General features: G+C 54.2%; 22 protein-coding genes and 1 pseudogene. 16 read left to right on the top strand and 7 right to left on the bottom strand.

The genetic code is table 11. The features are described 5' to 3' along the window. Positions 1–6 precede the first annotated feature (6 nt). Positions 7–1,458 (bottom strand): APC family permease, encoded by a 1,452-nt coding sequence (locus ASB66_RS20240; RefSeq protein ID WP_060720063.1) that lies wholly within the window; start codon positions 1,456–1,458, stop codon positions 7–9. 260 nt (positions 1,459–1,718) lie between these two features. Here ASB66_RS20240 and ASB66_RS20245 point away from each other — a divergent pair, with 260 nt between their 5' ends. From ASB66_RS20245 to ASB66_RS20260, 4 genes are read left to right on the top strand one after another with little or no spacing between them, the layout of a single operon-like run. Further along, complete coding sequence (locus ASB66_RS20245; RefSeq protein ID WP_060720064.1) at positions 1,719–2,462, top strand: IclR family transcriptional regulator; 744 nt, start codon at positions 1,719–1,721, stop codon at positions 2,460–2,462. A 42-nt stretch (positions 2,463–2,504) separates the two neighbouring features. Then, on the top strand, positions 2,505–3,788 hold the full coding sequence (locus tag ASB66_RS20250; protein WP_060720065.1) for a Tm-1-like ATP-binding domain-containing protein: 1,284 nt from the start codon (positions 2,505–2,507) through the stop codon (positions 3,786–3,788). After that, positions 3,785–4,435, top strand: coding sequence for an HAD family hydrolase (locus tag ASB66_RS20255; RefSeq protein WP_060720066.1), 651 nt, complete (start codon positions 3,785–3,787; stop codon positions 4,433–4,435). Before ASB66_RS20250 ends, ASB66_RS20255 begins: the two co-directional genes overlap by 4 nt. 17 nt (positions 4,436–4,452) lie before the next feature. Beyond that, positions 4,453–5,811, top strand: a complete 1,359-nt coding sequence (locus ASB66_RS20260) for an aspartate aminotransferase family protein (protein ID WP_060720067.1) — start codon at positions 4,453–4,455, stop codon at positions 5,809–5,811. Between the two features lie 106 nt (positions 5,812–5,917). On the opposite strand, the gene ASB66_RS20265 is transcribed toward ASB66_RS20260, so the two are convergent. Then, positions 5,918–6,529 carry an NAD(P)-dependent oxidoreductase gene (locus ASB66_RS20265; protein WP_060720068.1) on the bottom strand — a complete coding sequence of 204 codons (612 nt, stop codon included), beginning with the start codon at positions 6,527–6,529 and terminating at the stop codon, positions 5,918–5,920. Between the two features lie 62 nt (positions 6,530–6,591). Then, positions 6,592–7,488 carry an MBL fold metallo-hydrolase gene (locus tag ASB66_RS20270; RefSeq protein ID WP_060720069.1) on the bottom strand — a complete coding sequence of 299 codons (897 nt, stop codon included), beginning with the start codon at positions 7,486–7,488 and terminating at the stop codon, positions 6,592–6,594. 105 nt (positions 7,489–7,593) lie between these two features. Here ASB66_RS20270 and ASB66_RS20275 point away from each other — a divergent pair, with 105 nt between their 5' ends. Further along, a complete protein-coding gene (locus ASB66_RS20275; protein WP_060720070.1) occupies positions 7,594–8,490 on the top strand; it encodes a LysR family transcriptional regulator in 897 nt (298 codons plus the stop codon). On the opposite strand, the gene ASB66_RS20280 is transcribed toward ASB66_RS20275, so the two are convergent. Next, the gene (locus tag ASB66_RS20280; RefSeq protein ID WP_060720071.1) at positions 8,424–9,140 is read right to left on the bottom strand and encodes an IS6 family transposase; all 717 of its coding nucleotides are present in this window, start codon (positions 9,138–9,140) and stop codon (positions 8,424–8,426) included. The two genes, ASB66_RS20275 and ASB66_RS20280, sit on opposite strands and share 67 nt — an antisense overlap. 69 nt (positions 9,141–9,209) lie before the next feature. Here ASB66_RS20280 and ASB66_RS20285 point away from each other — a divergent pair, with 69 nt between their 5' ends. From ASB66_RS20285 to ASB66_RS27170, 3 genes and pseudogenes are all read left to right on the top strand, one after another. Then, the gene (locus tag ASB66_RS20285) at positions 9,210–9,404 is read left to right on the top strand and encodes a hypothetical protein (protein WP_060720072.1); all 195 of its coding nucleotides are present in this window, start codon (positions 9,210–9,212) and stop codon (positions 9,402–9,404) included. Between the two features lie 503 nt (positions 9,405–9,907). Then, positions 9,908–11,035 (top strand): hypothetical protein, encoded by a 1,128-nt coding sequence (locus ASB66_RS20290; RefSeq protein ID WP_060720073.1) that lies wholly within the window; start codon positions 9,908–9,910, stop codon positions 11,033–11,035. A 13-nt stretch (positions 11,036–11,048) separates the two neighbouring features. Then, a pseudogene (locus ASB66_RS27170) lies at positions 11,049–11,220 on the top strand (TrbI/VirB10 family protein); the annotation flags it as partial. Positions 11,221–11,517: 297 nt separating this feature from the next. Here ASB66_RS27170 and ASB66_RS20300 read toward each other — a convergent pair. Beyond that, positions 11,518–12,468: a polysaccharide pyruvyl transferase family protein gene (locus ASB66_RS20300; RefSeq protein ID WP_060720074.1), complete on the bottom strand. Its 951-nt coding sequence runs from the start codon at positions 12,466–12,468 to the stop codon at positions 11,518–11,520. Positions 12,469–12,484: 16 nt separating this feature from the next. Next, entirely contained in the window at positions 12,485–13,522 is a 1,038-nt protein-coding gene (locus tag ASB66_RS20305; protein ID WP_081089198.1) for a glycosyltransferase family 2 protein, read from the bottom strand. Positions 13,523–13,970: 448 nt separating this feature from the next. Between ASB66_RS20305 and ASB66_RS27075 the strand changes: the two genes are divergently transcribed. The 8 genes from ASB66_RS27075 to ASB66_RS20345 all read left to right on the top strand — a co-directional run bounded on the left by ASB66_RS27075 (position 13,971) and on the right by ASB66_RS20345 (position 22,322). Continuing rightward, positions 13,971–14,414 carry a transposase gene (locus ASB66_RS27075; RefSeq protein ID WP_411910137.1) on the top strand — a complete coding sequence of 148 codons (444 nt, stop codon included), beginning with the start codon at positions 13,971–13,973 and terminating at the stop codon, positions 14,412–14,414. A 56-nt stretch (positions 14,415–14,470) separates the two neighbouring features. Further along, a complete protein-coding gene (locus ASB66_RS20315) occupies positions 14,471–15,406 on the top strand; it encodes an isocitrate lyase/PEP mutase family protein (RefSeq protein WP_060720075.1) in 936 nt (311 codons plus the stop codon). 223 nt (positions 15,407–15,629) lie between these two features. After that, positions 15,630–17,201 (top strand): ABC transporter substrate-binding protein, encoded by a 1,572-nt coding sequence (locus tag ASB66_RS20320; RefSeq protein WP_158544228.1) that lies wholly within the window; start codon positions 15,630–15,632, stop codon positions 17,199–17,201. Then, positions 17,198–18,151: an ABC transporter permease gene (locus ASB66_RS20325; RefSeq protein WP_060720077.1), complete on the top strand. Its 954-nt coding sequence runs from the start codon at positions 17,198–17,200 to the stop codon at positions 18,149–18,151. Before ASB66_RS20320 ends, ASB66_RS20325 begins: the two co-directional genes overlap by 4 nt. 7 nt (positions 18,152–18,158) lie before the next feature. Further along, a complete protein-coding gene (locus ASB66_RS20330; protein WP_060720078.1) occupies positions 18,159–19,046 on the top strand; it encodes an ABC transporter permease in 888 nt (295 codons plus the stop codon). Continuing rightward, the gene (locus ASB66_RS20335; protein ID WP_060720079.1) at positions 19,046–20,071 is read left to right on the top strand and encodes an ABC transporter ATP-binding protein; all 1,026 of its coding nucleotides are present in this window, start codon (positions 19,046–19,048) and stop codon (positions 20,069–20,071) included. Before ASB66_RS20330 ends, ASB66_RS20335 begins: the two co-directional genes overlap by 1 nt. Then, positions 20,068–21,060 carry an ABC transporter ATP-binding protein gene (locus ASB66_RS20340; protein WP_081089199.1) on the top strand — a complete coding sequence of 331 codons (993 nt, stop codon included), beginning with the start codon at positions 20,068–20,070 and terminating at the stop codon, positions 21,058–21,060. The genes ASB66_RS20335 and ASB66_RS20340 overlap by 4 nt, the downstream gene beginning before the upstream one ends. Before the next feature lie 77 nt (positions 21,061–21,137). Beyond that, entirely contained in the window at positions 21,138–22,322 is a 1,185-nt protein-coding gene (locus tag ASB66_RS20345) for an amino acid aminotransferase (RefSeq protein WP_081089200.1), read from the top strand. 20 nt (positions 22,323–22,342) lie between these two features. Here the strand turns inward: ASB66_RS20345 and ASB66_RS20350 are convergent, their stop codons facing one another. Continuing rightward, entirely contained in the window at positions 22,343–24,199 is a 1,857-nt protein-coding gene (locus ASB66_RS20350; RefSeq protein WP_060720081.1) for a LysR family transcriptional regulator, read from the bottom strand. Positions 24,200–24,202: the final 3 nt, after the last annotated feature.

Genomic DNA, 24,202 nt, shown 5'->3' on the forward strand with positions numbered 1-24,202 from the left:
AATCCGCTACACATCCTGTCCAGCACCCAAACGGGCAAATCGGGCCGGATCAGTCGATTTCAACCGTGCGGCGCAGATCAACCCAATGATGGCAGCAATCAGCACAAGGCCCGGCAGGACCACCGCCAGCACACCGCTTGCACCAGCAATGCTGCCGAAATTGGTGGAAATATAGAAGACCAGCCACGCCAGAATGACGCCGGTGATGATGGGCAGAACCTTGGTGACCAGCAGATTGTTTTCAAGCCCGGGATTGCGGCTGAAGAAGGCGACAATCGAAAAGGCGGTGAAAGCCATCAGCAGAATAATGGCCAGCGTGCCAACATTGGTGAGCCATGAGAACATCGCCAGCACCGGGTCTTGTCCGGTGAGGGCAAACACCGCCACGACCAGCACGGTAATCACCGTCTGAATCACCGAGCCAACGTGCGGGCTCTGGAAAATCGGGTGCGTGGTGCCGACGGATTTGGGCAGGAGGCCTTCACGCCCGGCAACGTACATGTAACGGGCAACGCCATTGTGGAACGCCAGAACGCCCGCAAACAGGCTGGTGACGAACAGGATTTGCATGACCAGCGTGATCCATGTGCCGACATAGCGCTCGGCGAGAACAAACAGGAACGTGGTGGGATCGGCAAGGCCTTGCAGCTCCGGCACCAGCTTGTCCACGCCCGCACCATTGACCATCAGCCATGAGGTCAGCATGTAGAACAGGCCAATGATCAGCACCGAAATATAGGTCGCACGCGGAACGGTCTTGTGGGGTTCGCGCGCTTCTTCGCTGTAGATTGTGGTGGCCTCAAAACCGATGAAGGAGGCAAAACAAAACAGGATGCCGATGGCTGGCGAGCCGCTCATCAGGGCGCCCGGCGTAAACGGAACGGCAGACAGGCCACTGTCTCCACCCTTGATGAAAATCGCAGCATCAATGACCAGCACCACGAGATATTCAAGAATGACGAGAACCGTCAGCACTTTGGCCGAAAAATCCACTCGCCGATAGCCAAAAATCGCAACGATGGCCACGCCGAGATAGGTCCAGACCCACCAGGGCAGGGCAAGGCCGAAACCCGCAAACAGGCCGGAGGTTGCGGCACCAAACATGCCGAAGATGCCAATTTGCATGGCATTGTAAGCCAGAATGGCGATGAGCGCCGCAGCCCCGCCCATCATGCCGCCAAGGCCTTGCGCCGTATAGGCATAAAAGGCCCCGGCATTGCGGATATGGCGCGCCATGGCAACATAACCAACGGCAAACAGCACCAGAATGGCGGTGACCAGCAGAAATGTCAGCGGAATGCCAGCGCCATTGCCAAGCAACATCGACAGCGGAACACCGCCTGCCACCGCCGTCAGAGGTGCCGCTGCCGACACCACCAGAAAGGTCACGGCTCCGACGCCGAGACTGTTCTTGCGCAGCTGATTTTCCTCTGCACTTTTCGAGAGTTGATGATCCATTGTTTTAACGTTCCCCTTTTGGATTATCCGATTTTGCTCAGGACATTTTTGTCGCGGCGAGCAGCTTCCCAGTGTCAATCCGGATCGAAGGGCGGGTGATTTTTATCTTGTTCTGCGCCAATCGGAGTATTGGTTCAAATAATGAACCGTAACTTCAAATATAGACTTGCAAATAATATCCATACCTGTCAACTTAATTCGCATGTTAAGTAGATTTGAGCCTTTCAGAGAATCTGCTGACGCAACGAGGGAGAAACCGTGTGAGCACCGTCGGGAAAGCCTTGTCACTGCTGGAGAGCCTGTCGCTGCTGAACAAAGACGCGGGGCTTACGGATATTGCCCGCCTTAGCGAACTCGATAAGGCAACCACACGGCGTTTGCTTGTGGAGCTGGAAAAACACGGCTTTGTCGAGCAGGATCAGGAGAGCCGGAAATACCGGATTGGATCGGCCCCCGTGCGATTGGCCCGCATTCGCGAAGCGCGTTATCCATTTCTGCGCACGGCTATTCCCTTTGTCAAAGAGCTTGCGGAAGCGTCGCAAGAGACAGTGCATCTGTCGGAATTCACGGGTGGTCGTCTGGCGACAATTCACGTTGAAGATTCAACCCGTGCTCATCGCGTCATTGTCGAAATTGGCAGCTATCTGCCCTTTCATGCCACGGCTTCGGGCTTGGCCTATCTCGCTTTTTCTGATGCGCACCGGATTGATGCCGCTTTATCAAACCCGCTGGAATCCTTCACCGAGCATACGGTCACGGATGCGTCTGAGGTCCGAAAAATGCTGGCTGAAACGGTCGAGCGCGGATTTTCGATCTGCAAACAGGGGCTTGAAAGCGGTGTGGTCAGCACCGCGGCACCCATTCGTACACCAAGCGGCCAGCCGGTTGGTACCATTGCCATCGCCGCACCTCTGGTGCGTGCCAATATCAACACGCTCAACAGTTTAGGAGCATCGGTGGCCGAGGCCGCCAAACGCATTTCAGAAAAATATTACGGGTCCTAACGACCTTGGGGAACAGTAAAAACAACAAAGGGAACAGCTTGAATGAGTCTTCGAGCGTCATCAGCGATTGAAAAAAATCCAAATAGTCTCGTGCCGAATATTCTCGTCATTGGCACGGGCGATACCAAATCCGCCGAGCTTCAGTTTATGGCAGATATTATTCGCACGGCAGGCGGCGTACCCGTCATGGTCGATGTCAGCGTACTAGCGGACCCGCCCTATCAGCCAGACTATTCCAGACACGACATTGCCGCAGCCGCAGGCGTGTCCATTCAGGATATTATTGACAGCGGTGATGAACATTCGGCGATGGCGCTGATGTCGGAAGGGGCTGTTGCGCTGACCCGCAACCTCTGCGCAGCAGGCAAGGTGGACGGCATGATCGTTCTGGGCGGCTCCATGGGCACCGACCTTGCGCTTGATGTTGCGCTGGCAATGCCTCTGGGCCTGCCAAAATTTGTGGTGTCAACCATTGCCTATTCCCATCTTTTGCCGCCGGAGCGGATTGCGCCGGATTTGATGATGATTTTATGGGCCGGTGGCCTTTATGGACTGAACGGCATTTGCCGCGCTGTGCTGTCACAGGCCTGTGGTGCGGTGGTGGGGGCTGCGCGTGCAAGCGTGAAGCCTGCGGCAGACAAGCCGCTGATTGGCATCACCTCGCTTGGCTCGTCCTGCCTCAAATATATGAAACATCTGCGCCCCGAGCTTGAAAAGCGCGGCTATGACGTGGCGATCTTCCACTCGACAGGCATGGGTGGTCGTGCGTTTGAGGCGATTGCGGCGCAAAATGGCTTCTCTGCCGTTTTCGATTTCTGTGTTCAGGAAGTTGTCAATCACCAAAACGGCACGGTCGTCACGTCAGGCGCGGATCGTCTGGAAAACGCGGGTCGGTGCGGCATTCCGCAGCTGGTGGCACCCGGCGCCATGGATATGGTTGATCTCCCGGCCTGGCAACCTGTGCCCGCCGCTTTGGCGGATCGCCCTTACCATGCGCACAATCGGTTGCTTGGGTCTGTGACAACGTCGCATATTGGGCGACGGGAAACGGCGGCGCTGATTGGTGAAAAGCTCTCCCGTTCCACCGCGCCTGTTGCGTTTTTGCTGCCCTTGCACGGTGTGCAGGCATGGGATGAGGTGGGCGAGGCATTGCATGACCCGGAAGGGCTTGAGGCCTTCACGCAGGCCATGCGCCGCGCCATCCCCGATTCCGTGACGCTTCACGAGGTCGAAGCCCATATCAATTCCCCCGCATTTTCCGCTCACGCTCTCGCCGTCTTTGACGACTGGGTCGCGCAAGGCATTATTCCGGAAGGCAAACCATGACAGGCAATCGTGCACTGATCCTTGATTTCGGCGGGGTTGTAACCCGCACCTTGTTCGAAACCCACGACATTACCGAGCGGGCTTTGGGGCTTGAACCCGGCACGCTCAATTGGCGCGGCCCGTTCGATGCTGATAATGATGTCCTTTGGGCATCAATGCAAAAGCGCGAGATCACCGAGCGCGATTACTGGATGCAGCGGACCCGTGAAGTCGGCAAGCTTGTTGGTGAAGACTGGACCGACATGCAGACCTTCGTGCAGCGGGCACGTGGAGCAGAGGCCGAATTGGTGCTGCGCCCGGAAGCGCGCGACGCCATCACCCGCGCCAAAGCGGCGGGGCTGAAACTCGCCATCCTGTCGAACGAGCTTGATCTGTTTTACGGGGTCGAATTCCGCAAACGTTTCCCGCTGATTGATCTCTTCGATGTGATCGTGGATGCGACTTATACGAAGATCCTGAAGCCTGATCCACGCGCTTATGAGCAGGTGATCAGCGAGATCGGCCTGCCGCGCGACGCCTGCGTTTTCGTTGACGATCAGTTGAAGAACATTGAAGGCGCGCAAGCGGTCAATCTTCCTTGTGTCCATTTTGACGTTACACGCCCTGCGGACGGTTACGCCCGCGCCCTTTCCATGCTTGGACTTTGAGAGAAGAGGATATCGCCATGCGCGAGACAAATTTCCTGACTGAAAACAATGCCCGCCATGTCTGGCATCCGATGGCTCATCCGGCCGAAATGCTGGCGAACCCGCCGCGCATCATTGCATCGGCATCCGGTGTTGAAATCACCGATATTGATGGCAAAACGGTGCTGGATGGGGTTGGCGGACTTTGGAATGTCAATCTTGGTTATTCCTGTGATCCGATCAAAAAGGCCATCAGCGAACAGCTGGATGTGCTGCCCTATTATTCCGCCTTTCGCGGCACGACCAATCCGCCGTTGATCGAACTGTCCTTCGAGCTTGCAGAGTGGTTCAAGGAAGATGGTCTCAGCCGCTCCTTCTTCACGTCAGGCGGCTCGGATTCGGTGGAAACCTGCCTGCGGCTTGCCCGCCAATATCACAAGGTCAATGGTCAGCCGGAACGCACCAAGTTCTTCGCGCTCAAAAAAGGCTATCACGGCACCCATTTCGGTGGTGCTTCGGTCAACGGCAATAGCAATTTCCGCCGCAATTATGAACCGCTTTTGCCCGGTGTTTTCCATCTGGCGGCACCCTATGCCTATCGCAATCCGTTTGGCCTGAATGATCCGGCAGAGATCGCCGCCGCCATTGCCCGTCAATTCGAAGATGAGATTGCCTTTCAGGGAGCCGACACCATCGCGGCCTTGATTATGGAGCCGGTTCTGGGGGCTGGCGGCATCATTGTGCCGCATGAAACCTTCATGCCGATGATGCGCGCCATCTGCGACAAGCATGGTATTTTGCTGATTGCCGATGAGGTGATTACCGCGTTTGGCCGAACCGGAGCATGGACCGGATCACGTTTGTGGGGCGTCAAACCGGATATGATGTCCACCGCCAAAGCCATCACCAACGGCTATTTCCCCTTTGGGGTGGTGATGATTTCCGACAAGATTGCGGAAGTGTTTGAAGCCAACAAGAACAGCATTGGCTCGATTGGCCACGGCTATACCTATTCCGGCCATCCCGTTGGCGCTGCCGCCGCACTGGCGACGCTGAAGGAAACCAGACGTCTGGACGTTGCCGCCAATGCTGGCGCGCGGGGCGATGAGCTTTTGGCGGGCCTCAAGGAATTGCAGACACGCCACGCATTGATTGGCGATGTGCGCGGCAAAGGATTGATGTGCGCGTTGGAACTGGTGAGCGACCGTGAGCTGAAAACCGGAGCGCCGAAAGATGTCGTGCAAAAGGTGCAGGATGTCGCCTATGACGCAGGCGTGATGGTGCGCACCTCTGGCTCCAATGTCATCCTTTCGCCATCGCTGGTGATCACCGCTGAAGATGTCAATCGCATCCTGACAGCGCTTGATGCCGGATTAAGTGCAGCGGGAGGGAAATGAGGTGACGGATACACTGGCGTTGGCGAGCGACGCAGAGACCCTTTTGCCGTCATGACAAAAACGCAGAGCGTTTCCGTTTCGAACGGAAACGCTCTGCGCGGTAATTTTAATAACCGACCGTAAATCTCTGCTTGATGTGCTTCGGTGTTTCAATTTCATCGACAAGCGCGATGGCATAGTCTTCGAAGGAAATCCGGCTGCCTTCGTCGTTGGCCAGCAATGTATCCTTGCCGAGACGGAACGTGCCGGTGCGCTCGCCCGGTTCGAACATTGCCGATGGAGACAGGAAGGTCCAATCAAGATCGTCAACGGTCTTCAGCGTGTCGAGAAACTCGCCGCCTTTGGTTGCTTCTGGTTTGTAGGCCTCGGGGAATTGCGGCGTGCTCAACAGTGTCACACCGGGAGCAACCTCAAGGCTGCCAGCGCCGCCGACCACCAGATAGCGGCGAACGCCCGATGCCCGAACGGTCTCGATCAGCAGATCCGGGTCGCTGGCGGTAAAGTGTACGGAGCTGATAACGGCATCATGTCCCTTGAGGATGAGCGCAAGCCCGTCCTTGTCGTAGACATCGCCCTTGACCGCAGTGACGGATGGCAAGGATGCAATCTTTTCAAGATTGCGGGCAATCGCCGTCACCGTGTGACCGCGATCAACCAGCTCCTTCAAAATACGGGCTCCGGCATTGCCGGAGGCACCGATAAGAGCAATTTTAGCCATAAGATGATCCTCTCAATGGTTGGTGTGCAACGCTTGCATCACGCTTGATGGAGACGTGGGTATCAACCCCACTTCATTTCACCTTTTGCCACCTTTGCACCCAGTTCAAGCGACGATGCGTCTGCCAGATTCGGATACCGCTTGGTCATGGCTGCGATCAGCTCGGCGCTGTCCTTGGTGCGGCCCATTTCTTCTTCGAAAGCAACCAGATAGTCGCGGGTAAACTTGACGGCATCGAGACCTTGTGGCGCACCTTCAACCTGATGGCCGGGAACGACGATTTTGGGTGCGCGGGCAATGATGCCGTCAAGCGCCTTGATCCACGCCGCACGAAGCGCAACGGTTGCCGTATCGGCGACCCAGACGTGGTTGCCGGAATCGACCAAAACGCCGCCGAACACGGCTTCAAGCGATGGCACAGAGAGATAGCGACGGTCATGCATATCCGGCACTTCAATGATGTCGATTGCATTGCCTTCGAGATCAAGCGAGGTGGCGTCGGAGGCTTGTGGGATTACCACGTCGGCCAGCGTCTGCGGGCCATTCTCCTTGAGCTGCGGTCCCCAAACCTTCAATTTTGCCTCGACATTGGCCTTGATGGCCTCAACGGTGGCTGGCTTGGCAATGACCTTCGCATCGGGAAAGGCTGTAACAATCGGGCGCAGGCTGAAATAATAGTCGGGATCGTTGCAGCTGATATAGATCGTGGTCAGGCGCTTGCCGGTTGCCTTGATGGCGTCAGCAACCGTTTTGCCATCGGCAAGGGTAAAGCCGCCATCGACAAGGATTGCATCTTTCTTGCCCGTGAGCAGCACAGGTGTGCGGCGAAAGCCTGCTTCATTGGCCTGAAAGAATGTCCATGCCAGCGGGCTGCCAGCCGCACGGGCCAAGGTCAGGGGCAGAGCGGCGGCAACGCCAGCAGCGGCGGCAAGTTTGAAGGTTTCGCGGCGCGTGATCATTGGAAAGTCCCTCGATGGTGAATTACTGTGCATCACTATCTCAGGTCTTGAATCGTCAATAAATATCATTCAATCATACAGACTGTATGATTGAATGAGACAATAATGAGTGACCTGCTGAATCTCAATCGGCTGATCTTCTTTACAGCTGTTGTCGAGGCGGGGTCTTTTACCGCAGCGGCGGATCGCATGGGTGTGGCCAAGGCCGTTGTCAGCCACCAGATCGCCCGGCTTGAGGAAGAACTGGGCGTGACGTTGCTGATGCGCACGACCCGCAGGCTGCATGCCACAGAGGATGGCAAGCTGTTTTATCAGCGCTGCGTGCTGATTTTGCGCGAGGCCGAAGCCGCCTATGGAGAAATGTCGCTGCGCAATGCAGAGCCATCGGGAACGCTGACACTGACCGCCCCGCTCGACTATGGGGCAGCCGTTGTGGCTCCGACAATTGCCGAGTATCGAAAAGCCAATCCTCAAATGCATGTTGATGTCATCTTTGATGACAGCGTCAGTGATTTGATTGCTGAAAAAATCGATCTGTCCATTCGGGTCGGGTGGTTGTCGGATTCCAGCCATCAGGCCCGGCGGCTTGGCACATTTGAACAAATTCTCGTCGCAACACCCGCCGTTGCCAGCGGTATTGCTGCGAATCTTGCGCCTGCGGATGTCGCACACCTTCCCTGGATTGCCAACAGAGCTTTGAGAAATGCCCTTCGCTGGACCTTCTCTCGTGGCAAGGAGGAGACGGTGACAGTAGAAGCCCAACCTACTGTGACCACGGATAAAACACCGACGGCCTATGCCTGCATGGCGGCTGGTGTCGGCGTTGCCGTGTTTCCCGATTATATGGTTGAGGCCGATGTGCGGGCCGGGAAACTGGTGCACCGGCACTGTAAACTTAACGCTTCGAAGGCAGGGTTTTGGATTATGTCTTTGGTTCAGGCGACGCGCAGGCGTGCGATCTGGTGCCATTTTTCCATGGCTATTGCTCGAAGCTCGCGATAATGGCTGGATGGGATGTCGTGGCGGGGAATATGAAAGAGATTGGCGATCGGGTCGTGGATTGAAACGAAGCGTTGCAGGTGCCTCGCTGACTTGAAACGCTTCATGATCCGCTCTCGCATTCGGATCGATTGATGGGAGTTTTCTGCCCGGTTGTTTAGGCCCTTGTGCGAGCGATGTTCGACGCCGGGCATGATATTGCGCTTTGCGGCGGCATAGGACCGAAGTTTGTCGGTGATCATCACACGGGGTAAACGACCTTGCCCTTTCAGAAGCTTTCGCATCAAACGCTTTGCAGCCTTGGTATTTCGGCGGCTCTGGACCAACACGTCAAGTACGAAGCCGCCCTGATCGACGGCGCGCCAAAGCCAATGTTTCTTGCCGGCGATCGTGATGACAACTTCATCGAGGTGCCATTTGTCGCCGAACCTGCCGGTCGATCGCTTCCGGATATCATTTGCAAAGTGCCTGCCGAATTTCTCAGCCCAGAGCCGCACCGTCTGGTGAGAAACGATGACGCCACGCGCGGCCAGCATATCCTCGACCATTCGCAGACTGAGCGGAAACCGGAAATAGAGCCAAACGGCGTGGGCAATCACGTCAGCTGGAAATCGGTGGCGACGATAAAGAGGATCACGGGCAAGTCTGGTCATACCGCCAGATCCCACATTTTGCTCGACGCCCGGTTAACGTTACGGTGCCAGCGAATGGAGGAAGCGACGATGGATGTCATCCGGCACGTCATCGGCGAGGTTACCGAACAGGAAAAATCACTTCTGGCAACGCGGCAATCAAGGGTCGAGACTGACGAGACGCTCATCCGTGTTGTCGCCGTCCTTGTTGGATTGGCCTCCTTCCTGACCCGGGCCGGCATTGAGCTCTATCTTGCTCGGCGCGTTAAGCATCAGGATCAATAAGCGGGTCAGAAATAACGCCGCCTAGTTCCAGGGCTGCAGGAGTTACTGCAGCCAGTGCCATTACGGCCTTAGGCGGCGGCGATGACCCAGGTTTAAAAGCGCCAGGCACTGAATAACAGATTTTCTGTGCCGTGTGGTCAACCAGAGATCTTCCGTATGCCTGCCTGCAAACTGCTTCTATCCCACAGCCGGGCTGTATTGAAGGTACTGTAACGTTAGCCGATACCGGTCAAAAATCTAGCCTGCGGTTCTCGCTTATGCGGCCTGTATGCGGTCGGCGGGCGTGTGATTTCTTTCCACACTTTCATGACTTTTGTTCTCAAGTCGTGGTGATTGTCGGACGTAAAATCGTGGCATAGAATGTTAAAAATATTGGCTATCCGCGCAATCAATGGCGCAGTGGAAGGCTGCGACAGGTGCAGATGCCTGAGTTCAACTGCAAGTCCTTCGCCGGATTCAGTCAAACAACGTGAGATCACCCGGTATTTTTATAAGGAATCCTGATGCCTTATCCGCCAGCCATGCGCTTCCTTGCCGCATTGATTTCTTTTCTCACAGTGTTCAGCGAAGCGAATGCCGCAGAAGGCGCGTGGAAAAAGCATGTCTTCGATTTCAACAACTCAAGCCTGAATTTTGAAACAGACGTGCCAGGTGATGCAACGGTCGAGACCGTGACAATGGAGGACGCGGAGCCCGGTTCAATCGGCAGGGTGAAGATTGTCGGAAAGGTAACGCCCGGTACTGATGGCCAGCAGGTCGAGACGACCATCGTGGCCTATGACCTGCGTAGTCCACCGGCGGCACTGCGGATATGTAAGTTCGAGACAGAGCTTGACGGTTACACACCTCGTTCCACATTTACCTCCCAAGACCTGACTGAAGCAAACGTCTTTGCTACACAGAGCGACAACGGCAAGCCGAAGGGAGCTATCCTGAGTCACTGTTTTGCGAGAGGGACGAATGCGCTGGCAATCCACTTTGTCGTGAAGGTCTCTGGTGAACCGACCCAGGACGCAGCCAAAAAGGCTTTGAGTGAGCTCGACGGCTATTCAATTGCTTTTCTCAGAAATCTACAGTTCTCCGACGGCAAACAGGCAAATTTCGGTGACAGCATGCAATCGGTGCCCTTGAGTATTGGCGAACGTAAGATCGACCTTCAAATCCCGACCGGTTGGGAAATCCCAATCAACGACTTTCGAGGACCATTACCGGCTGAACTGCACATGATCCGTCGTAGCGGTGATCAGGATGTCGGCCTCATCTGGCTTTTCGTACAGCCGATGACGGAAAAGCCAGATATGGAAAAGACAGGTGCCGAAATCATCCGAAACTACTTCGTTAAGCAGACATCGGACGTCGACGCGCCGGTACTTCTCGGAACCAACGAAAACTCTACGCTTTCAGAACAGGGGCTTACCAATCGAGAGTTCCGCTTTTCCGTCAAAACCTTGAAGGGCGAGGATATCGGAGTCATCGATGCGACCGCAGTGTGGAAGGACAACCAGTTGGCCGTGATCGCCGAATGGTCGACTTGGGGGCAGACTGCGCGCCGTAACGAATTCTTCTCCCGTCTTCCTGGTATGACGGCATACGATCTCGTACGTTCGGCAGTCCTCGGGGTTGCGCTCTGATCAGGGAAGTTCTGCGACGCTGATCACGGACATCAATTCAGATATGCCGGGCGGATCACCGGCCAGGTAAGTCAGAACGCCTATGACAACGCGACAGGGCATTGTCTGCTCGTTCGGCAAGATTCGAAGCTTTCGGTTGGTGTGACAGCAAGGTGTCCTTCGGACAGAAACGTGTTCTTGTCGTGTAGACCCACATCATCTTCCCTGTGAAACGGCGTCGGAGGTTAACCCCTGCGATCTGTTCCGTAAGGCTCTGATTAATTGAGATGACATGGAAATCGGATGGTGTCTCGATCGCAGCCTACGATGACCCTGCTCGCGTTGCGGTTTTGCAATTTAAGTCCGGTGCTTACTGCCTATCGAACCAGGTCAACCTTTGATGCTGTTTCACACCAATGCGTCATCTGTGTTTTACGGGTTGAAAATGCCGAAGATTGTTGGTGAGCCGTTATAACATGGTGCGCCACGCTATGATTCGATCACTAAATGTAGTCGCGCTGCACACCTAAAATCACGTCCATGAAGCGGCTTTTGCGCTCTTGAAGGACGGTATCGGAACTCAATTGAGGCTCTATACGACTTGCCTGCCATAAACCAAGCGCCGAGGGTACAGCCAACGCTTGTTTGGCTATATCTTTTATAGAGGTCTTTCGAGGCGCACGTGCCTGCTCAAGAACCGCCGTCTCGACGACGCGGCTATTTGGATTGTCCAGTACCGTTTTATTGTCACTAAATCTCATGCCCCAGAAGAAATCGTCCTTCATCGTCGCTTCGGCACGGGTTGAGATGGCGACGCGCCTTGGCCTATAGGTAAGTCCAAGAGTGGATGCCCAGTCGTTCCATTTGAAGCTGTTGATTGCCCGCGAGGTTGAGACGGGGATCCAGGGAACCCGGAAGGCATCCGCCAGAATTGCACCGTGCATGGACTCGGCCACAATCAGTTCCGACTGTGCGATCATACGTATAACGGCTTTGGCTTCGCCGCATGGGTCGATATAGGTCAGGCCGACCTGTGAACTTATGGTTTTCCAGATGCCGGAAACAGCTGACTCCCAATGTGGAACGAAGCTCTTTTTATACAGCTTCGGTAATTTTCCAAATTCAGGCATATCCGGCACCATAACGGCAGGATCGACTATTCCCATATCCGTCGGCAGCATGAGTTTTTCGGCTGTTAATGGCCCGCGCACGCAACGTATGTCCCATTGCGCTCTATCGCTCATATCCGGCAGGCTACCATAGCCAAAGCCGCTGCCAATAACCAGCTTGCGGCCCGTAGGGGGAAGCAGCGCACCGTTGAGAACCGTTCCGACTCCAACCAGAAGCAAGTCGTCATCGACCTCTCTAAAGCCGGGGAGCAGGAAATCCCAAAGCCAGAGATTGAGGTCATCTCCAAAATTGCCGTTCGCACATTCCCAGTAAAAAGCTTTCATAGACTTTCTGCATTCATTATAGTTGTTCCTGGATGGGGCTGGTTTGATCTGAAGCACGAACGGCCTCAGTCGAACGCGATGGCCTTAACTTGCTCACCGTCAGAGATATCAAGGTCAATAGCAATTTTGGATCTTTCACAACCCATTGTGCCAGAAGTCCAAGCTGCGGCATTTGCCCGCGTTTGATCCTTCCCACCTGACTCCATAAAGCATGGCGCCGCACGGTTTCCTTGCTGTCACGAATTGCTGTGAGGAGAGCTGAGCGTTTTGCAAATTTTTCCACCAGTATGTTCTGAGCCAGACACATGTCGAATTGCTGTTTAAGGTAGACAGGGGAAGATGCGTCAATACTGTGGAAAATATTCATTCCCTCTCCGCGCTGCGCACCGTCTGCGCCGCAGAGTGCGACTCGCTTTGCGGCAAGCACGCAATCACTGAAAAACAGCACATCTTCTGCAGCCAGCCTCAAATGTGCCTCGAATTGAACCTTTGCAGCAAGCGAGCGACCAATAACCATGGTTGATAGGTGCAAAAACTGGCTGAGATAGAGAAACTCTCCCTGTTTGAACATGAGCCCCGCCATGTCTGGGACTTCCAGAACGAGCGGCGTGTCCTGAAGACGTTGTACTTTCTCGCGCTGCTCCAGTCCCTGAATACTAAAATGAAATTCGAAACCCTCACCACCGCTGATCGAAGCCCAATAGCAATCTGCTTCAAAGCGCTGCATCGTCGCGATCGCGTTTTTGAGATGGTCTTCATGCCAAGTATCATCAGAATCGAGAAAGGCAATATACTGGCTATTGTCGCCGATATGGGTAAGGCCAGTGTTGCGAGCGCCCCCAGGTCCGCTATTTTTTTGATGAATAACCCGGATTCGGTCTCGTTGGGATTGGCTCAGTGGTGCGAGTTCCTCCATAATCGGGTGGGGGGATGCATCGTCAACAATGACAATTTCAAAATTTTGATAGGACTGAGCAAAAACTGACGATAGTCCTCTGCGTAATATCCCATCAATTTTCTGGTAAAATGGAATAATAACTGTAAAATTTGACATATTTGACCCCCGTCAGTATGTTTCGATTTGAAGCGTCTCAATTCAAAAAATCACCAAACTAATGGTGAAATGGACATGCGTCAGGGACTCAAAATTATAAAATATTGATATTGCAATTTTTTGTATAAAATATTAAATACTACAATGCGTGACGTGCACTATAGATAATATTTAACGGATATTTATATGTGAACCATAATATTAATTAATAAGCAGCGGTATTTTTATTGTCAATAATAAATTTATTATATTTTAAGTTATTTTAAGATGGGAAAAATGCTGGGGCCTCACGTATTTTACCGCTCGTAAAATGTTCTGCCGAAATATGTGGCGCCAGCTTGATAGCGTTTGCGAAGGGCGAGCGGTCCGGGGAGGGTAGCGTCGCCTTAAGTTCCAATCGGCGAGTTGAAATCCACGGCATTGATTTCATGCAACATTCGAAAACGTAATTTCACGCCAGACGGCAAGGCAAGATCCAGTCCATCTGGTCGTGGATAGTCCGGGCCTGAAGGTCTTTGGTGATGGCGAATGGCTGGAAAACAAGCACAAAATCAAAGTAAAGCGGAAGAGATGGCGCACGCTTCACCTTGGTCTCGATCTTGTCAGCGGAGAAATCATCTGCTCGGAACTGACCACGGATGATGTCGGTGACCCCACCCTTCTAAGAAGGCCGCCGTGCCGTCGCAGGTGCAGGCTGCCCCGCAAACGGGCGGACACGCCAAAATCTCTGCGTTTAAAGGGCCTATTGGTGGTCGGCTTCAAATCGTTTCGTTGTTACTCAAAAATTCGGTCATTCGAGGCATCCACTCTTCTAAAAAACCTATGCCCCATTTATGATTTTTCCGACTATACAATATCATTCTTCACAATCATCCTCCCGAATGAATTATGAATTTTACCCCACCGTCGAGCAGTACATGCGGGTAAAATATTATCGGGAGATTGCCCATGTCCTCCAAAAAATTGTCAGAATATTTGTCCGATGAAAATTTGTACTATGTCCCCGAAATATTTGACTGCATGTCAACGAAAGCCGCCGAAATAAACGGCTTCAAAATGGTAATGATATCCAGCAGTGACTTCTCCTGTGCTTACACCGGCATTCCCGACCTCAAGCTTCTGACGGTTGACGAATATGCTGGCATGGCGGAGCGCATTACCAATATGACGGACATGCCCCTGTTCATTGATGCCGATGAGGGGTTTGGGCGCCCGTTGCAGACATTTCAAGGATGTCGGCGGCTGGCCAAGGCGGGTGCGCAGGCAATTTTGATCACGGATCTTGCCGCCAATGGCAGGCCGGGATTGTTGCCGATTGAAGAGGCCGTCTACCGGTTCCGCGCTGCCAAGGATGGGCTTGCGGGGACGGATTGCTTGCTATTGGCCCGCTGCGACCACAGCGTTGATAACGACTTTGACGAATTTGTAGAGCGCTGCAATCGTTACCTCGAAGTGGGTGCGGACATCATCTGCCCGCTGGAGCTAAATCGCTCGCAAAAATATGGCAGCAAGATTGCCGCAGCCAAGAAGGTGGCCGAACATGTCAAAGCGCCCTTCTGGTATCCCAATATGGAAAAGGAAAAGGCTGAAGAGATCGCTAGCCTGCGGGAGTACGGCTATAAATTTGCCGGCGTCCATTATGCCTTTCGCGCGGCTATGCTGGCTATTCTGGACGCTGGTCGGCACGTGTTTGAGAGCGGTACAAACGAGTATATCGCAACGGCGCATGATCACACGGGCTACAAGTTTCATTATTCGCCGATGAGTGCGTTTTTCAGGGGTGGCGAGTGGGTCGATAGGGAGCGCCAATACGTGTCAAACCCTGACGAGGCTTTGGCCGTGCGCCTTGAAAAACACTTCACGGGTCCGACTGACAAATTCTGACGAGATGACAGCGCCTTCGGCCAAGTAAAGACCTCCGGCGAAGCCGTTACAGGCTTCCTCCCTTCAATGAAGCGGGATTGAAGGCCGCTCTTGCATGCCCAAACGCCTGCAAACAGGCGCAAAAAGCCCCCCGTTGAAGGTGGCAAGACAGAGCATTTTTACAGTTCGATAAAAAGCCAAAATGCCGCAATCGCAATCAAAAAAAACGGGGAACGAGATCGCAATGAAAACGGCTATCAAACGCAGAAACTTTATCAAAACGGGCGCATCGCTGGCCGCATTCGGCCTGTTGGGTGATTTCGCAAACCACGCAATGGCGAAAAGTGTCGAGGGGGGCATATTAAAAATCGGCACCAGCAATGAGTTGAATTACAACATGCTGTGCTTCGCAATGACGGGTGGGCCGTATGACTATGTCTATTCCTGGCCCATTTATGAATCGCTTTTCAAGCCAAACGCGAATGGCACGATTGATCCCTGGCTGGCGGAATCGGTGGAAAGTGATGCCAAAGCGCTCACCTACACGCTCCATATCCGGCGTGGCGTAACATTTTCCGATGGATCGGTGCTGAATGCCGCTGTGGTGAAATGGAATCTTGATCATTATTTGAAAGTCGGAGCAAAACGTGTCGCCTTGCTCGGTTCCATCACCTCGGTCGATGTGGTGGACGAATATACGGTACGCCTCGTGCTCTCAAAATGGAGTTCCTTCATTCCCGCCGCTCTGTCGCGTGAGTGCGGCTATATGTTTTCACAACAGCACTATGAAAAATACGGCGATGACTATTGCCAGCAGAACCCGGTTGGAACCGGCCCCTTCGTGTTGAAGGAATGGGTGCGCGATGTCAGCAAGTCATTCGTGCGCAATGAACACTATTGGGGTGGCAAGGTTCTTCTCGAGGCCGTCCAATATACGATTTACAATGACTCGCTAGTGGGTCAGGCAGCCCTGATGTCGGATGAAATCGACGTGATGATTGGCCTGGGCCTGAATGGTGTCAAAACGCTCGCAGCCAATGGTTTCGATGCCCCGATTGAGCCGTTGCAAGACCATGCTTCGCTGCTCGTGTTCAACTCCCTCAACACCAGCAATGACGATCCGATGGGCAATCTGTTGGTGCGCCAGGCCATCAGCCATGCCATCAACAGAAAATCGATCATAGAGGCTGCGTTCCTGGGCTATGCCGATATTGCCAGCCAGTTTGGCATTGGCAGCCACTTCGTCAACAAGGACATTGTCGGTTACGATTACAATGTTGCCAAGGCGAAAGAGCTGCTTGCCAAAGCGGGCTTTCCTCAAGGGTTTTCGACGAAAATTCAGGCGGCTGCCAGCGACACCAACAAGATTGTTCTGCAAATCATGCAGGCTGACCTGGCCAAAGTGGGCATACAAGCCAAAATCGAACTGCTAACGGGGGCCGCCTCCAACAAGGCGGAAACCGGTTGGGGAAGCGGCATGTGGTATCACACATCCAGCGTCTATGTGGATGTGGCCATGCAAATGTCCAGCATGTTTCCAAAAGGTCTCAGCGGCGGGGTTCTTGGCCTCACCACCATGCTGCGCCCCGATGATGTCAGTGATGCGCTCGCACGGGCCGTATCATCCACCTCGGATGCGGAATCGGTCAAAGCGGTTGGTGAAGCCAACAAGATGATGATCGACACCTACGCGCTCTACGTGCCGATTGCACAATACTCGACGATTTACGTTCTGAGCAAGCGCGTCAAGGGATCAGGTATCGGCGCGACGTTCTTCTCCGTCGCCTCCCTCTCCACCGCGTATCTCGACACGTGATCACCTATCTCTTGAAACGGCTGGCTGTTGCTGGCTTCCTGATGCTGCTGGTATCCGCGCTGGTCTTTTTGCTGATGCGCGGATTACCAGGCGATCCTGCGCTGATCGCACTCGGCGATTCCGCATCAGCAGATGCCATTGAGGCCTATCGCAACCGCATGGGGCTCAACGATCCCTTGATTGTACAGTATGTTCATTGGATCACGGGCATCTTGCTGCGGTGGGATTTCGGCAAATCTGTGCTGAACGAGCAGAATGTCTCGCTCATGATCAGCCAAAGGCTGCCCAATACGCTGACGATTGGCATTCCCTCGATCGTTCTGGGAATCCTTCTGGGCCTGCCGATCGGCATTTTGAGCGCAATTACCAGAGGGACATGGATCGACCAGACCTTCACCCTGATCGTGAACGCTTTTTTGGGAACGCCGCGGTTTCTGGTGGCGATTTTTGGCGTCTTCATTCTCGCCTTCAAGCTCAGGCTCATTCCGCTTCAGGGCTACACCCCGCCGTGGGTGGATTTGGCAGCCTATGCGCACAAGGCTATATGGCCTGTCTTTATCAACAGCATTTATATTTTCGCGGTTCTGGCGCGCTACACCCGCTCCAACCTGCTTGAGGTGATGACACAGGACTATATCCGAACGGCGCGCGCCAACGGCCTGTCCGAGACGCGGGTTATTTTCCGCCACGCCCTGAAAAACGGCCTGATCCCGGTTGTGACCATCATCGGATTGCAGATGCCGCAAATTATTGCAGGTGCTGTGATTATCGAGTCCATCTTCAACATCCCCGGCGTGGGGCAACTGGTGCTCAATGGCGTTTTAAACCGGGATTATCTCGTTGTGCAGGCGGCGGTGCTGGTTATTTCCATGGCGACGATCGCGTCCAACCTGATCGTGGACCTGACCTATGTCCTGATCGATCCGCGCATAAAGAGAATGTCATGGTGATGCCGATATGATGAAAACAAGCGCAACCGTAAATGAGCCTATCCAACGCAGCGCTGGCAGAATGCTGGCGGGCCGTCTTTTCGCCCGTGGTTTGATCGTTCAGGTCTGCTTTGCCATTCTTGTCCTGTTTGGGCTTTTGGCCCTGTTCGCCGATCTTGTCGCGCCGTATGACCCGAACGCGCAGGATCTCGTGGCAGCGCTGCACACGCCTTCTGCGGCCCATTGGCTGGGGCAAGACAGTCTCGGCCGCGATGTGTTGAGCCGCATCATCTATGGCGGGCGTATTTCCATGGCCGTCAGTGTCATGGCAGGCATTCTGGCCGCCATTGCAGGCATTGGTTTTGGCCTTTACGCGGGCTATGCGGGTGGCAAAACCGGCCGTTTTATCATGGGCTGTACAGATGTGTTGCTCAGCGTGCCCAATCTGGTTTTTTCTCTCATCCTTGTGGCCATTCTTGGCAGCGGGGTTTTGAGCGTTGTGCTTGCCATTGGTATTGGATTCATCCCCACCTACATCCGCATGGTCAATGGGTTGGTCTTATCGTTGCGCGAGCACGATTATATTCTGGCTGCCCGCCTGATAGGCCAAAAGCCACATTCCATTCTTCTGCGGCATCTGTTGCCCAATAGTTTTCCAACCTTGATTGTGCTGTTTACCATCAATCTGGGCAATGGCGTGCTGACGGAATCGACCCTCAGCTACCTTGGTGTCGGCATAGGTCCGCCAACGGCATCGTGGGGCAGCATGGTGTCGGATGTTTATCCTTATCTCATGGGTGCCCCATGGCTGGTCGTTAGCCCTGCACTTTGCATCATCCTGGTGATTATTGCCTTCAATGTGGTGGGTGACAGCCTGCGCGATGCGCTTGATCCTCGCTTAAAGGGGAAATTGTGATGACCCAGGCCCCACATTTGCTGGAGGTGAAAAACCTCAGAACATCCTTCTTCACCGAGGACGGTGAAGTGAAAGCCGTCAATGATGTTTCCTATCACCTTGATCAGGGGGAAGTGATTGCCATTGTTGGAGAAAGCGGCTGTGGAAAGTCTATCACCCAGCTTTCTGTGATCCAGCTTGTTCAGTCTCCTCCCGGCAAAATACTGGGTGGAGAGGTCATTTTCGACGGACAGTCCCTGCTGGAATACAAGCCGAAGTCCAAGGAAATGCGTGCCGTGCGCGGGGCGGGAATTGCCATGATTTTCCAGGAACCCATGACATCCCTGAACCCTGTCCTCACCGTTGGCCAGCAGCTATCAGAGGTGATCATGGTTCATGCCCGTGTGAGCAAGAAACAAGCGTGGCAACGTGGCATCAAGGCGCTTGAGGCCGTAGGCATTCCCGATCCTGCGGCGCGCATGAAAAACTATCCTTTTGAGATGAGCGGCGGCATGCGGCAACGTGTGATGATCGCGACTGCCGTTGCCTGCAATTCCAAGGTGTTGATTGCGGATGAGCCGACAACGGCGCTGGACGTGACCACGCAAGCACAAGTGATGGAACTGTTGCTGGATCTGGTCAACAGCCACCGAAAATCGCTGATCATCATTACCCATAATCTCGGGTTGGTGTCGCGTTATGCCAAGCGGGTTTATGTGATGTATGCCGGAAAGATTGTTGAATCCGGCACAACCGAACAATTGCTTACCGCGCCGAAACATCCCTATACCCAAGGGCTTCTCAACTCGATGCCAAAACTGGAAGGCAACAAGAATGATGATCTTGTTCCCATTCAGGGCGCTCCTCCACGGTTGAACGGCCTGCCGGATCAATGCGCGTTTTTGCCCAGATGCCCGGCCGCGCAAAGCCGATGTACTGACAGTCCTTTTCCGCCCCTGCGAACAGTCGGAGCGCAAGGCCATACTGCGGCTTGCTATCTTGCTGAAATGGATGCAGGCGCCCTGATTACCGGAGTGCGGACATGAAAGAGCACGTGATGCCGGATGATCCGCTGCTTGTGGTGGAAAACCTTCGAAAATATTTTCCAATCCGCCAAGGCTTTACCCGTGAAAAAATCGGTGACATCAAGGCGGTTGATGATGTGTCGTTCAGCATCCATAAAGGGCAAACCTTTGGTCTTGTTGGCGAAAGTGGCTGCGGCAAGACCACCACGGGCAAAAGCGTGCTGGGCATCAACAATCCGGTCGAAGGCAAGATCCTGTATAAAGGACGGGATCTCGCGCGGTTGAGCGAGCGTGAATTCCAACCTTATCGCCGTGAATTGCAACTCATTTTCCAAGACCCTTATGGCTCACTCGACCCTCGGCAATCGGCAGCATCCATTCTTGAAGAAGCCATTCAATCCGGTGGAGAGGGCCTTGGGGGAGAAGGATTGCGCGCAAGAGTCCATGACCTTCTGGACATCGTTGAACTCGGGAACGCCATGGGACGGCGCTATCCACATGAAATGAGCGGCGGGCAAAGGCAACGTCTTGGCATAGCCCGCGCACTGGCCTGTAAGCCGGAACTGATTGTCTGCGACGAGCCGGTTTCGGCACTTGATGTGTCCATTCAGGCGCAGATTATCAATCTGTTCAAATCGATCCAGAAAGAGCTTGGCATAACCTACCTGTTTGTCGCCCATGATCTGGCGGTGGTCAGGCATATCAGCCACCATATCGGCGTCATGTATTTGGGACGTCTGATGGAAGTGACGGATGCCGAGAAACTCTATTCGGATGCTCGCCATCCCTATACCAAGGCGTTGTTATCGGCCATTCCGATTACCGATTATTATGCCGAGCAAAAGCGTGAACGGATCGTGCTTCGCGGTGAAGTGCCAAGCCCTATGAACAAGCCCTCCGGCTGTCCGTTTCATCCTCGATGCGCGCAGGCGACAGCCGAATGCAAGGAAATCGTCCCCGAGTTACGCAGCGTTGGCCAAAACCACACAGCAGCTTGCCATCATGTCTAGCAGAACTGCATAATCAACATAAACGGTCTCAGACATGGCACACGGTGCCATCATGTGCACAGCAGAGGACAGATATCGTGCTTGATACGCTCACAATGCCGCCACCAGACAAGATTCTCGCCTTGATGCCGATCTTTCGGCAGGATAGCCGCAGTCACAAGCTTGATCTCGGTGTTGGCGTCTATCGTGATGCATCGGGTATAACCCCTGTGCTGCGGGCTGTCCGAGAGGCTGAAGCACGGATTTTGCGAGACCAGACCACCAAGGCTTATATCGGACCCGCTGGTGATGCGGTCTATTGCGATCTCATGACAAAACTCGTCTTTGGAGATCACGCACCATATGAGCGCATCCGTGCCATACAGACACCGGGCGGGGCTGGCGCGCTGGCGGTCATCTGTGGCCTGATTGCCAAGTCTGCGCCAAACGCAACCCTGCTTGTTCCCGATCCAACATGGGTCAATCACCTGTCAATCATCGAGGATAATGGTTTGGCGGTGAAGAGCTGGCCCTATCTTGACCCCACCACGGGCGGAGTTGATTTCGAGGCGTTGAAGCAGGTCGTTTGCTCGGCAAAAGCGGGTGACGTGATGTTGCTGCATGGTTGCTGTCATAACCCCACCGGCACCGATCTCAATCAGGCGCAATGGCGTGAACTCGGGATGCTGTTGGTTGATAAGGGCGTGGTGCCGTTTATTGATATTGCCTACCAGGGTTTCGGTGATGGCCTTGATGAGGATGCTTTTGGCGTGCGATATCTCGCCACCACCGTTCCCGAAATGCTGGTTGCCTCGTCATGCTCCAAGAATTTCGGGATCTATCGTGAGCGTACGGGCGTGGCTTTTGTTATGGGCCAGACATCGAAGCAGGCTGAAATTGCAGCCGCCCAGATGGTTGTCAGGGCCCGTATTGCCTATTCCATGCCCCCGGATCATGGCTCCAGAATTGTCGGCACCATCCTCCGGGACGCGGATATGTCGGCAGACTGGCGGGCAGAACTGGAAGATATGCGTAACACTATCATCAGCCTGCGTCAGGCGCTTGCCAAGGCGTTCCAGCTTCGAAGCCAGGGCAACCACTATGATTTCCTCACCGCCAACAAGGGTATGTTTTCAAAGCTGGGCGTGACACCGCAACAGGTTGAGCGATTGCGTAACGAGTTTGCAATTTACATGGTTGAGGACAGCCGCATCAACATTGCAGGATTGCGCCACGAGCAGATCGACAGTTTTGTCGAAGCGGTGGTGTGCGTCACACGCTGAAATGCCTGGTGCATAGGCCCTTAATGCAATTTCTTGCCAAACACCTCCACCAGCGTTTTCATCACGGCGCGCTCAGCGCCGGATAGCTCCCGATCAGCGGAAAAAATGATGGAAAGCGTGCCGGAGATTTCCTCCTGATTGATCTTCACCGCCACCAGACGCCCGGTTTCGAGGTCTTTTTGAACCGAAGAGGCCGGCAGAATCGTGCATAGGCTGGCGCGGCGAACCATGGCGATGGCCAGTGCAAGAGAGCCGACTTCGATCTTCGAATGCGGCTCCAGATTACGTGCGTGAGTGGCGGCAGCAAAACTCTGGTGAATGCTGAGATGGCGCGCGCCCAGCACAAGAGGCAGTTCGCAAACTTCGGCCAGACTGATCTCACCGCGCCCGCCAAAATTAAATCGCGGATTGGCAACCACCGACAACGGCTCGCTGGGACCAAGCAGCACGCGTGGAAACTGAGGCTGCACCACCCCGACAATGGCAAGATTCAGCTCACCAGAACGAACTTTGTCGTGCAGGACCGTGTTTGACGCTTCCGTTATTTCCATTTTCAGCGAGGGATGCTGAATGCTGATCGTAGTCAGCGCCTCAGCAATCTTTTCGGTCAAGGCGCTATCGTGGCCGGAGCTGGGCAACATGCCAATCGAGACGCGGTGCTGGGTATGCGCTGCAATATCGCCAGATTGCCGCGACAGCCGATCCTGCCGCTTTTCTACCTCTGCCATTAGGGGCCAAAGATGAATGCCTGCATCGGTGGGTGTGGCACCCTCCTTGCTGCGCTCAAAGAGAGGTGTTCCCAGAACCGCTTCCATAGAATGAAGCTGTGCGGACACCGAAGACTGGGCGAGATTAGCCACCCGTGCTGCCGCTGAAATGCCACCGCAGCGATGGACAAGATTGAAATAATGCATCTGTCGCGCCGTCAGTTGCGGATCAAATACAACATTTTGCTCTTCGCCTTCCATATTTTCCCGCAGCAGCCCTATAAAACGTCGTGCTTTTGTCTCCAATGCGCCGCTTGTGCCGACACGCACCATAGACACCAGAGGCGGCACCAGAGATTCGCGATAAATACGGCTGATTCCCAGCCGATTGGCCACCATGCTGGAGGGCAACAAAAACCGCATATGGGGAAAATCCGAGAGAAGACGCCCAAGTTCTGCCGGTCCGGCATCCACGAATTTCAGCCGCGCGGATAATCCATGCTGATCCGCATAATGGGCAACGACCTGCATCTGGTGAGCGCTCATCCTGACAACGGCTAGGATATCGGCATCGGCTTTAATATCTGTCACCGGATCCGTGGCGCTGACGGCGATCCACGGGTCGCGATACAACAATTCAGTCCCAGGCTCTTCCCGGAACGAGTGCTCACTATGGCAGCCGATCTCAATCGTGGCGCAATGTTCGGCTGGGATGTGATCCATCGATTCTCTGATGAAACCACCGCTTGCTGCACTGGCTGTGTCGAGAAACTGGCAGGCTATAAAGGTTTCGGGGTGTTGTAGGCCCATTTGCTGAATGGCGCAGCTCACCGCCTTCGTCATTCTGCCGATGGAAAAATTCAGGTCTATCCGAACGGACAGCTTTTCCATCCGGTTTGCAGGGATAGCCAGACTGCGTCTTGAAAACTCCTCCAGATGCAGAAGCACCGCCGCATTTCGATAAAGCCAGAAGGCTGATGGTAAAAGGCCGAGGTAGCGCCCTTTGCGCTCGAAAAGCTTCATATGCAGGCGATCTTCCAAGCCGTGTAAAGCAGCGCTCAAAACGGATGGAGCTATTCCAAGCGCGCGTGACGAATTGGAAATGCTGGGATTCTGGCACGCCAGAACGAATTTCGCGAGAGGTTTGAGTTCAATACCGTAATGGTCCATTCG

The sequence above is a fragment of the Gillisella vitis genome (assembly GCF_001541345.2).
In the GTDB taxonomy this organism is placed as follows: Bacteria; Pseudomonadota; Alphaproteobacteria; order Rhizobiales; family Rhizobiaceae; genus Allorhizobium; species Allorhizobium vitis.

Coding starts and splice junctions, on each gene's coding strand:
- ASB66_RS20260 (WP_060720067.1), top strand. CDS start 4,453: ATGCGCGAGACAAATTTCCTGACTGAAAACAATGCCCGCCATGTCTGG.
- ASB66_RS20275 (WP_060720070.1), top strand. CDS start 7,594: ATGAGTGACCTGCTGAATCTCAATCGGCTGATCTTCTTTACAGCTGTT.
- ASB66_RS20315 (WP_060720075.1), top strand. CDS start 14,471: ATGTCCTCCAAAAAATTGTCAGAATATTTGTCCGATGAAAATTTGTAC.
- ASB66_RS20335 (WP_060720079.1), top strand. CDS start 19,046: ATGACCCAGGCCCCACATTTGCTGGAGGTGAAAAACCTCAGAACATCC.
- ASB66_RS20350 (WP_060720081.1), bottom strand. CDS start 24,199: ATGGACCATTACGGTATTGAACTCAAACCTCTCGCGAAATTCGTTCTG.
- ASB66_RS20320 (WP_158544228.1), top strand. CDS start 15,630: ATGAAAACGGCTATCAAACGCAGAAACTTTATCAAAACGGGCGCATCG.
- ASB66_RS20265 (WP_060720068.1), bottom strand. CDS start 6,529: ATGGCTAAAATTGCTCTTATCGGTGCCTCCGGCAATGCCGGAGCCCGT.
- ASB66_RS20290 (WP_060720073.1), top strand. CDS start 9,908: ATGCCTTATCCGCCAGCCATGCGCTTCCTTGCCGCATTGATTTCTTTT.
- ASB66_RS20285 (WP_060720072.1), top strand. CDS start 9,210: ATGGATGTCATCCGGCACGTCATCGGCGAGGTTACCGAACAGGAAAAA.
- ASB66_RS20330 (WP_060720078.1), top strand. CDS start 18,159: ATGATGAAAACAAGCGCAACCGTAAATGAGCCTATCCAACGCAGCGCT.
- ASB66_RS20240 (WP_060720063.1), bottom strand. CDS start 1,458: ATGGATCATCAACTCTCGAAAAGTGCAGAGGAAAATCAGCTGCGCAAG.
- ASB66_RS20300 (WP_060720074.1), bottom strand. CDS start 12,468: ATGAAAGCTTTTTACTGGGAATGTGCGAACGGCAATTTTGGAGATGAC.
- ASB66_RS20305 (WP_081089198.1), bottom strand. CDS start 13,522: ATGTCAAATTTTACAGTTATTATTCCATTTTACCAGAAAATTGATGGG.
- ASB66_RS20255 (WP_060720066.1), top strand. CDS start 3,785: ATGACAGGCAATCGTGCACTGATCCTTGATTTCGGCGGGGTTGTAACC.
- ASB66_RS20270 (WP_060720069.1), bottom strand. CDS start 7,488: ATGATCACGCGCCGCGAAACCTTCAAACTTGCCGCCGCTGCTGGCGTT.
- ASB66_RS20340 (WP_081089199.1), top strand. CDS start 20,068: ATGAAAGAGCACGTGATGCCGGATGATCCGCTGCTTGTGGTGGAAAAC.
- ASB66_RS20250 (WP_060720065.1), top strand. CDS start 2,505: ATGAGTCTTCGAGCGTCATCAGCGATTGAAAAAAATCCAAATAGTCTC.
- ASB66_RS20280 (WP_060720071.1), bottom strand. CDS start 9,140: ATGACCAGACTTGCCCGTGATCCTCTTTATCGTCGCCACCGATTTCCA.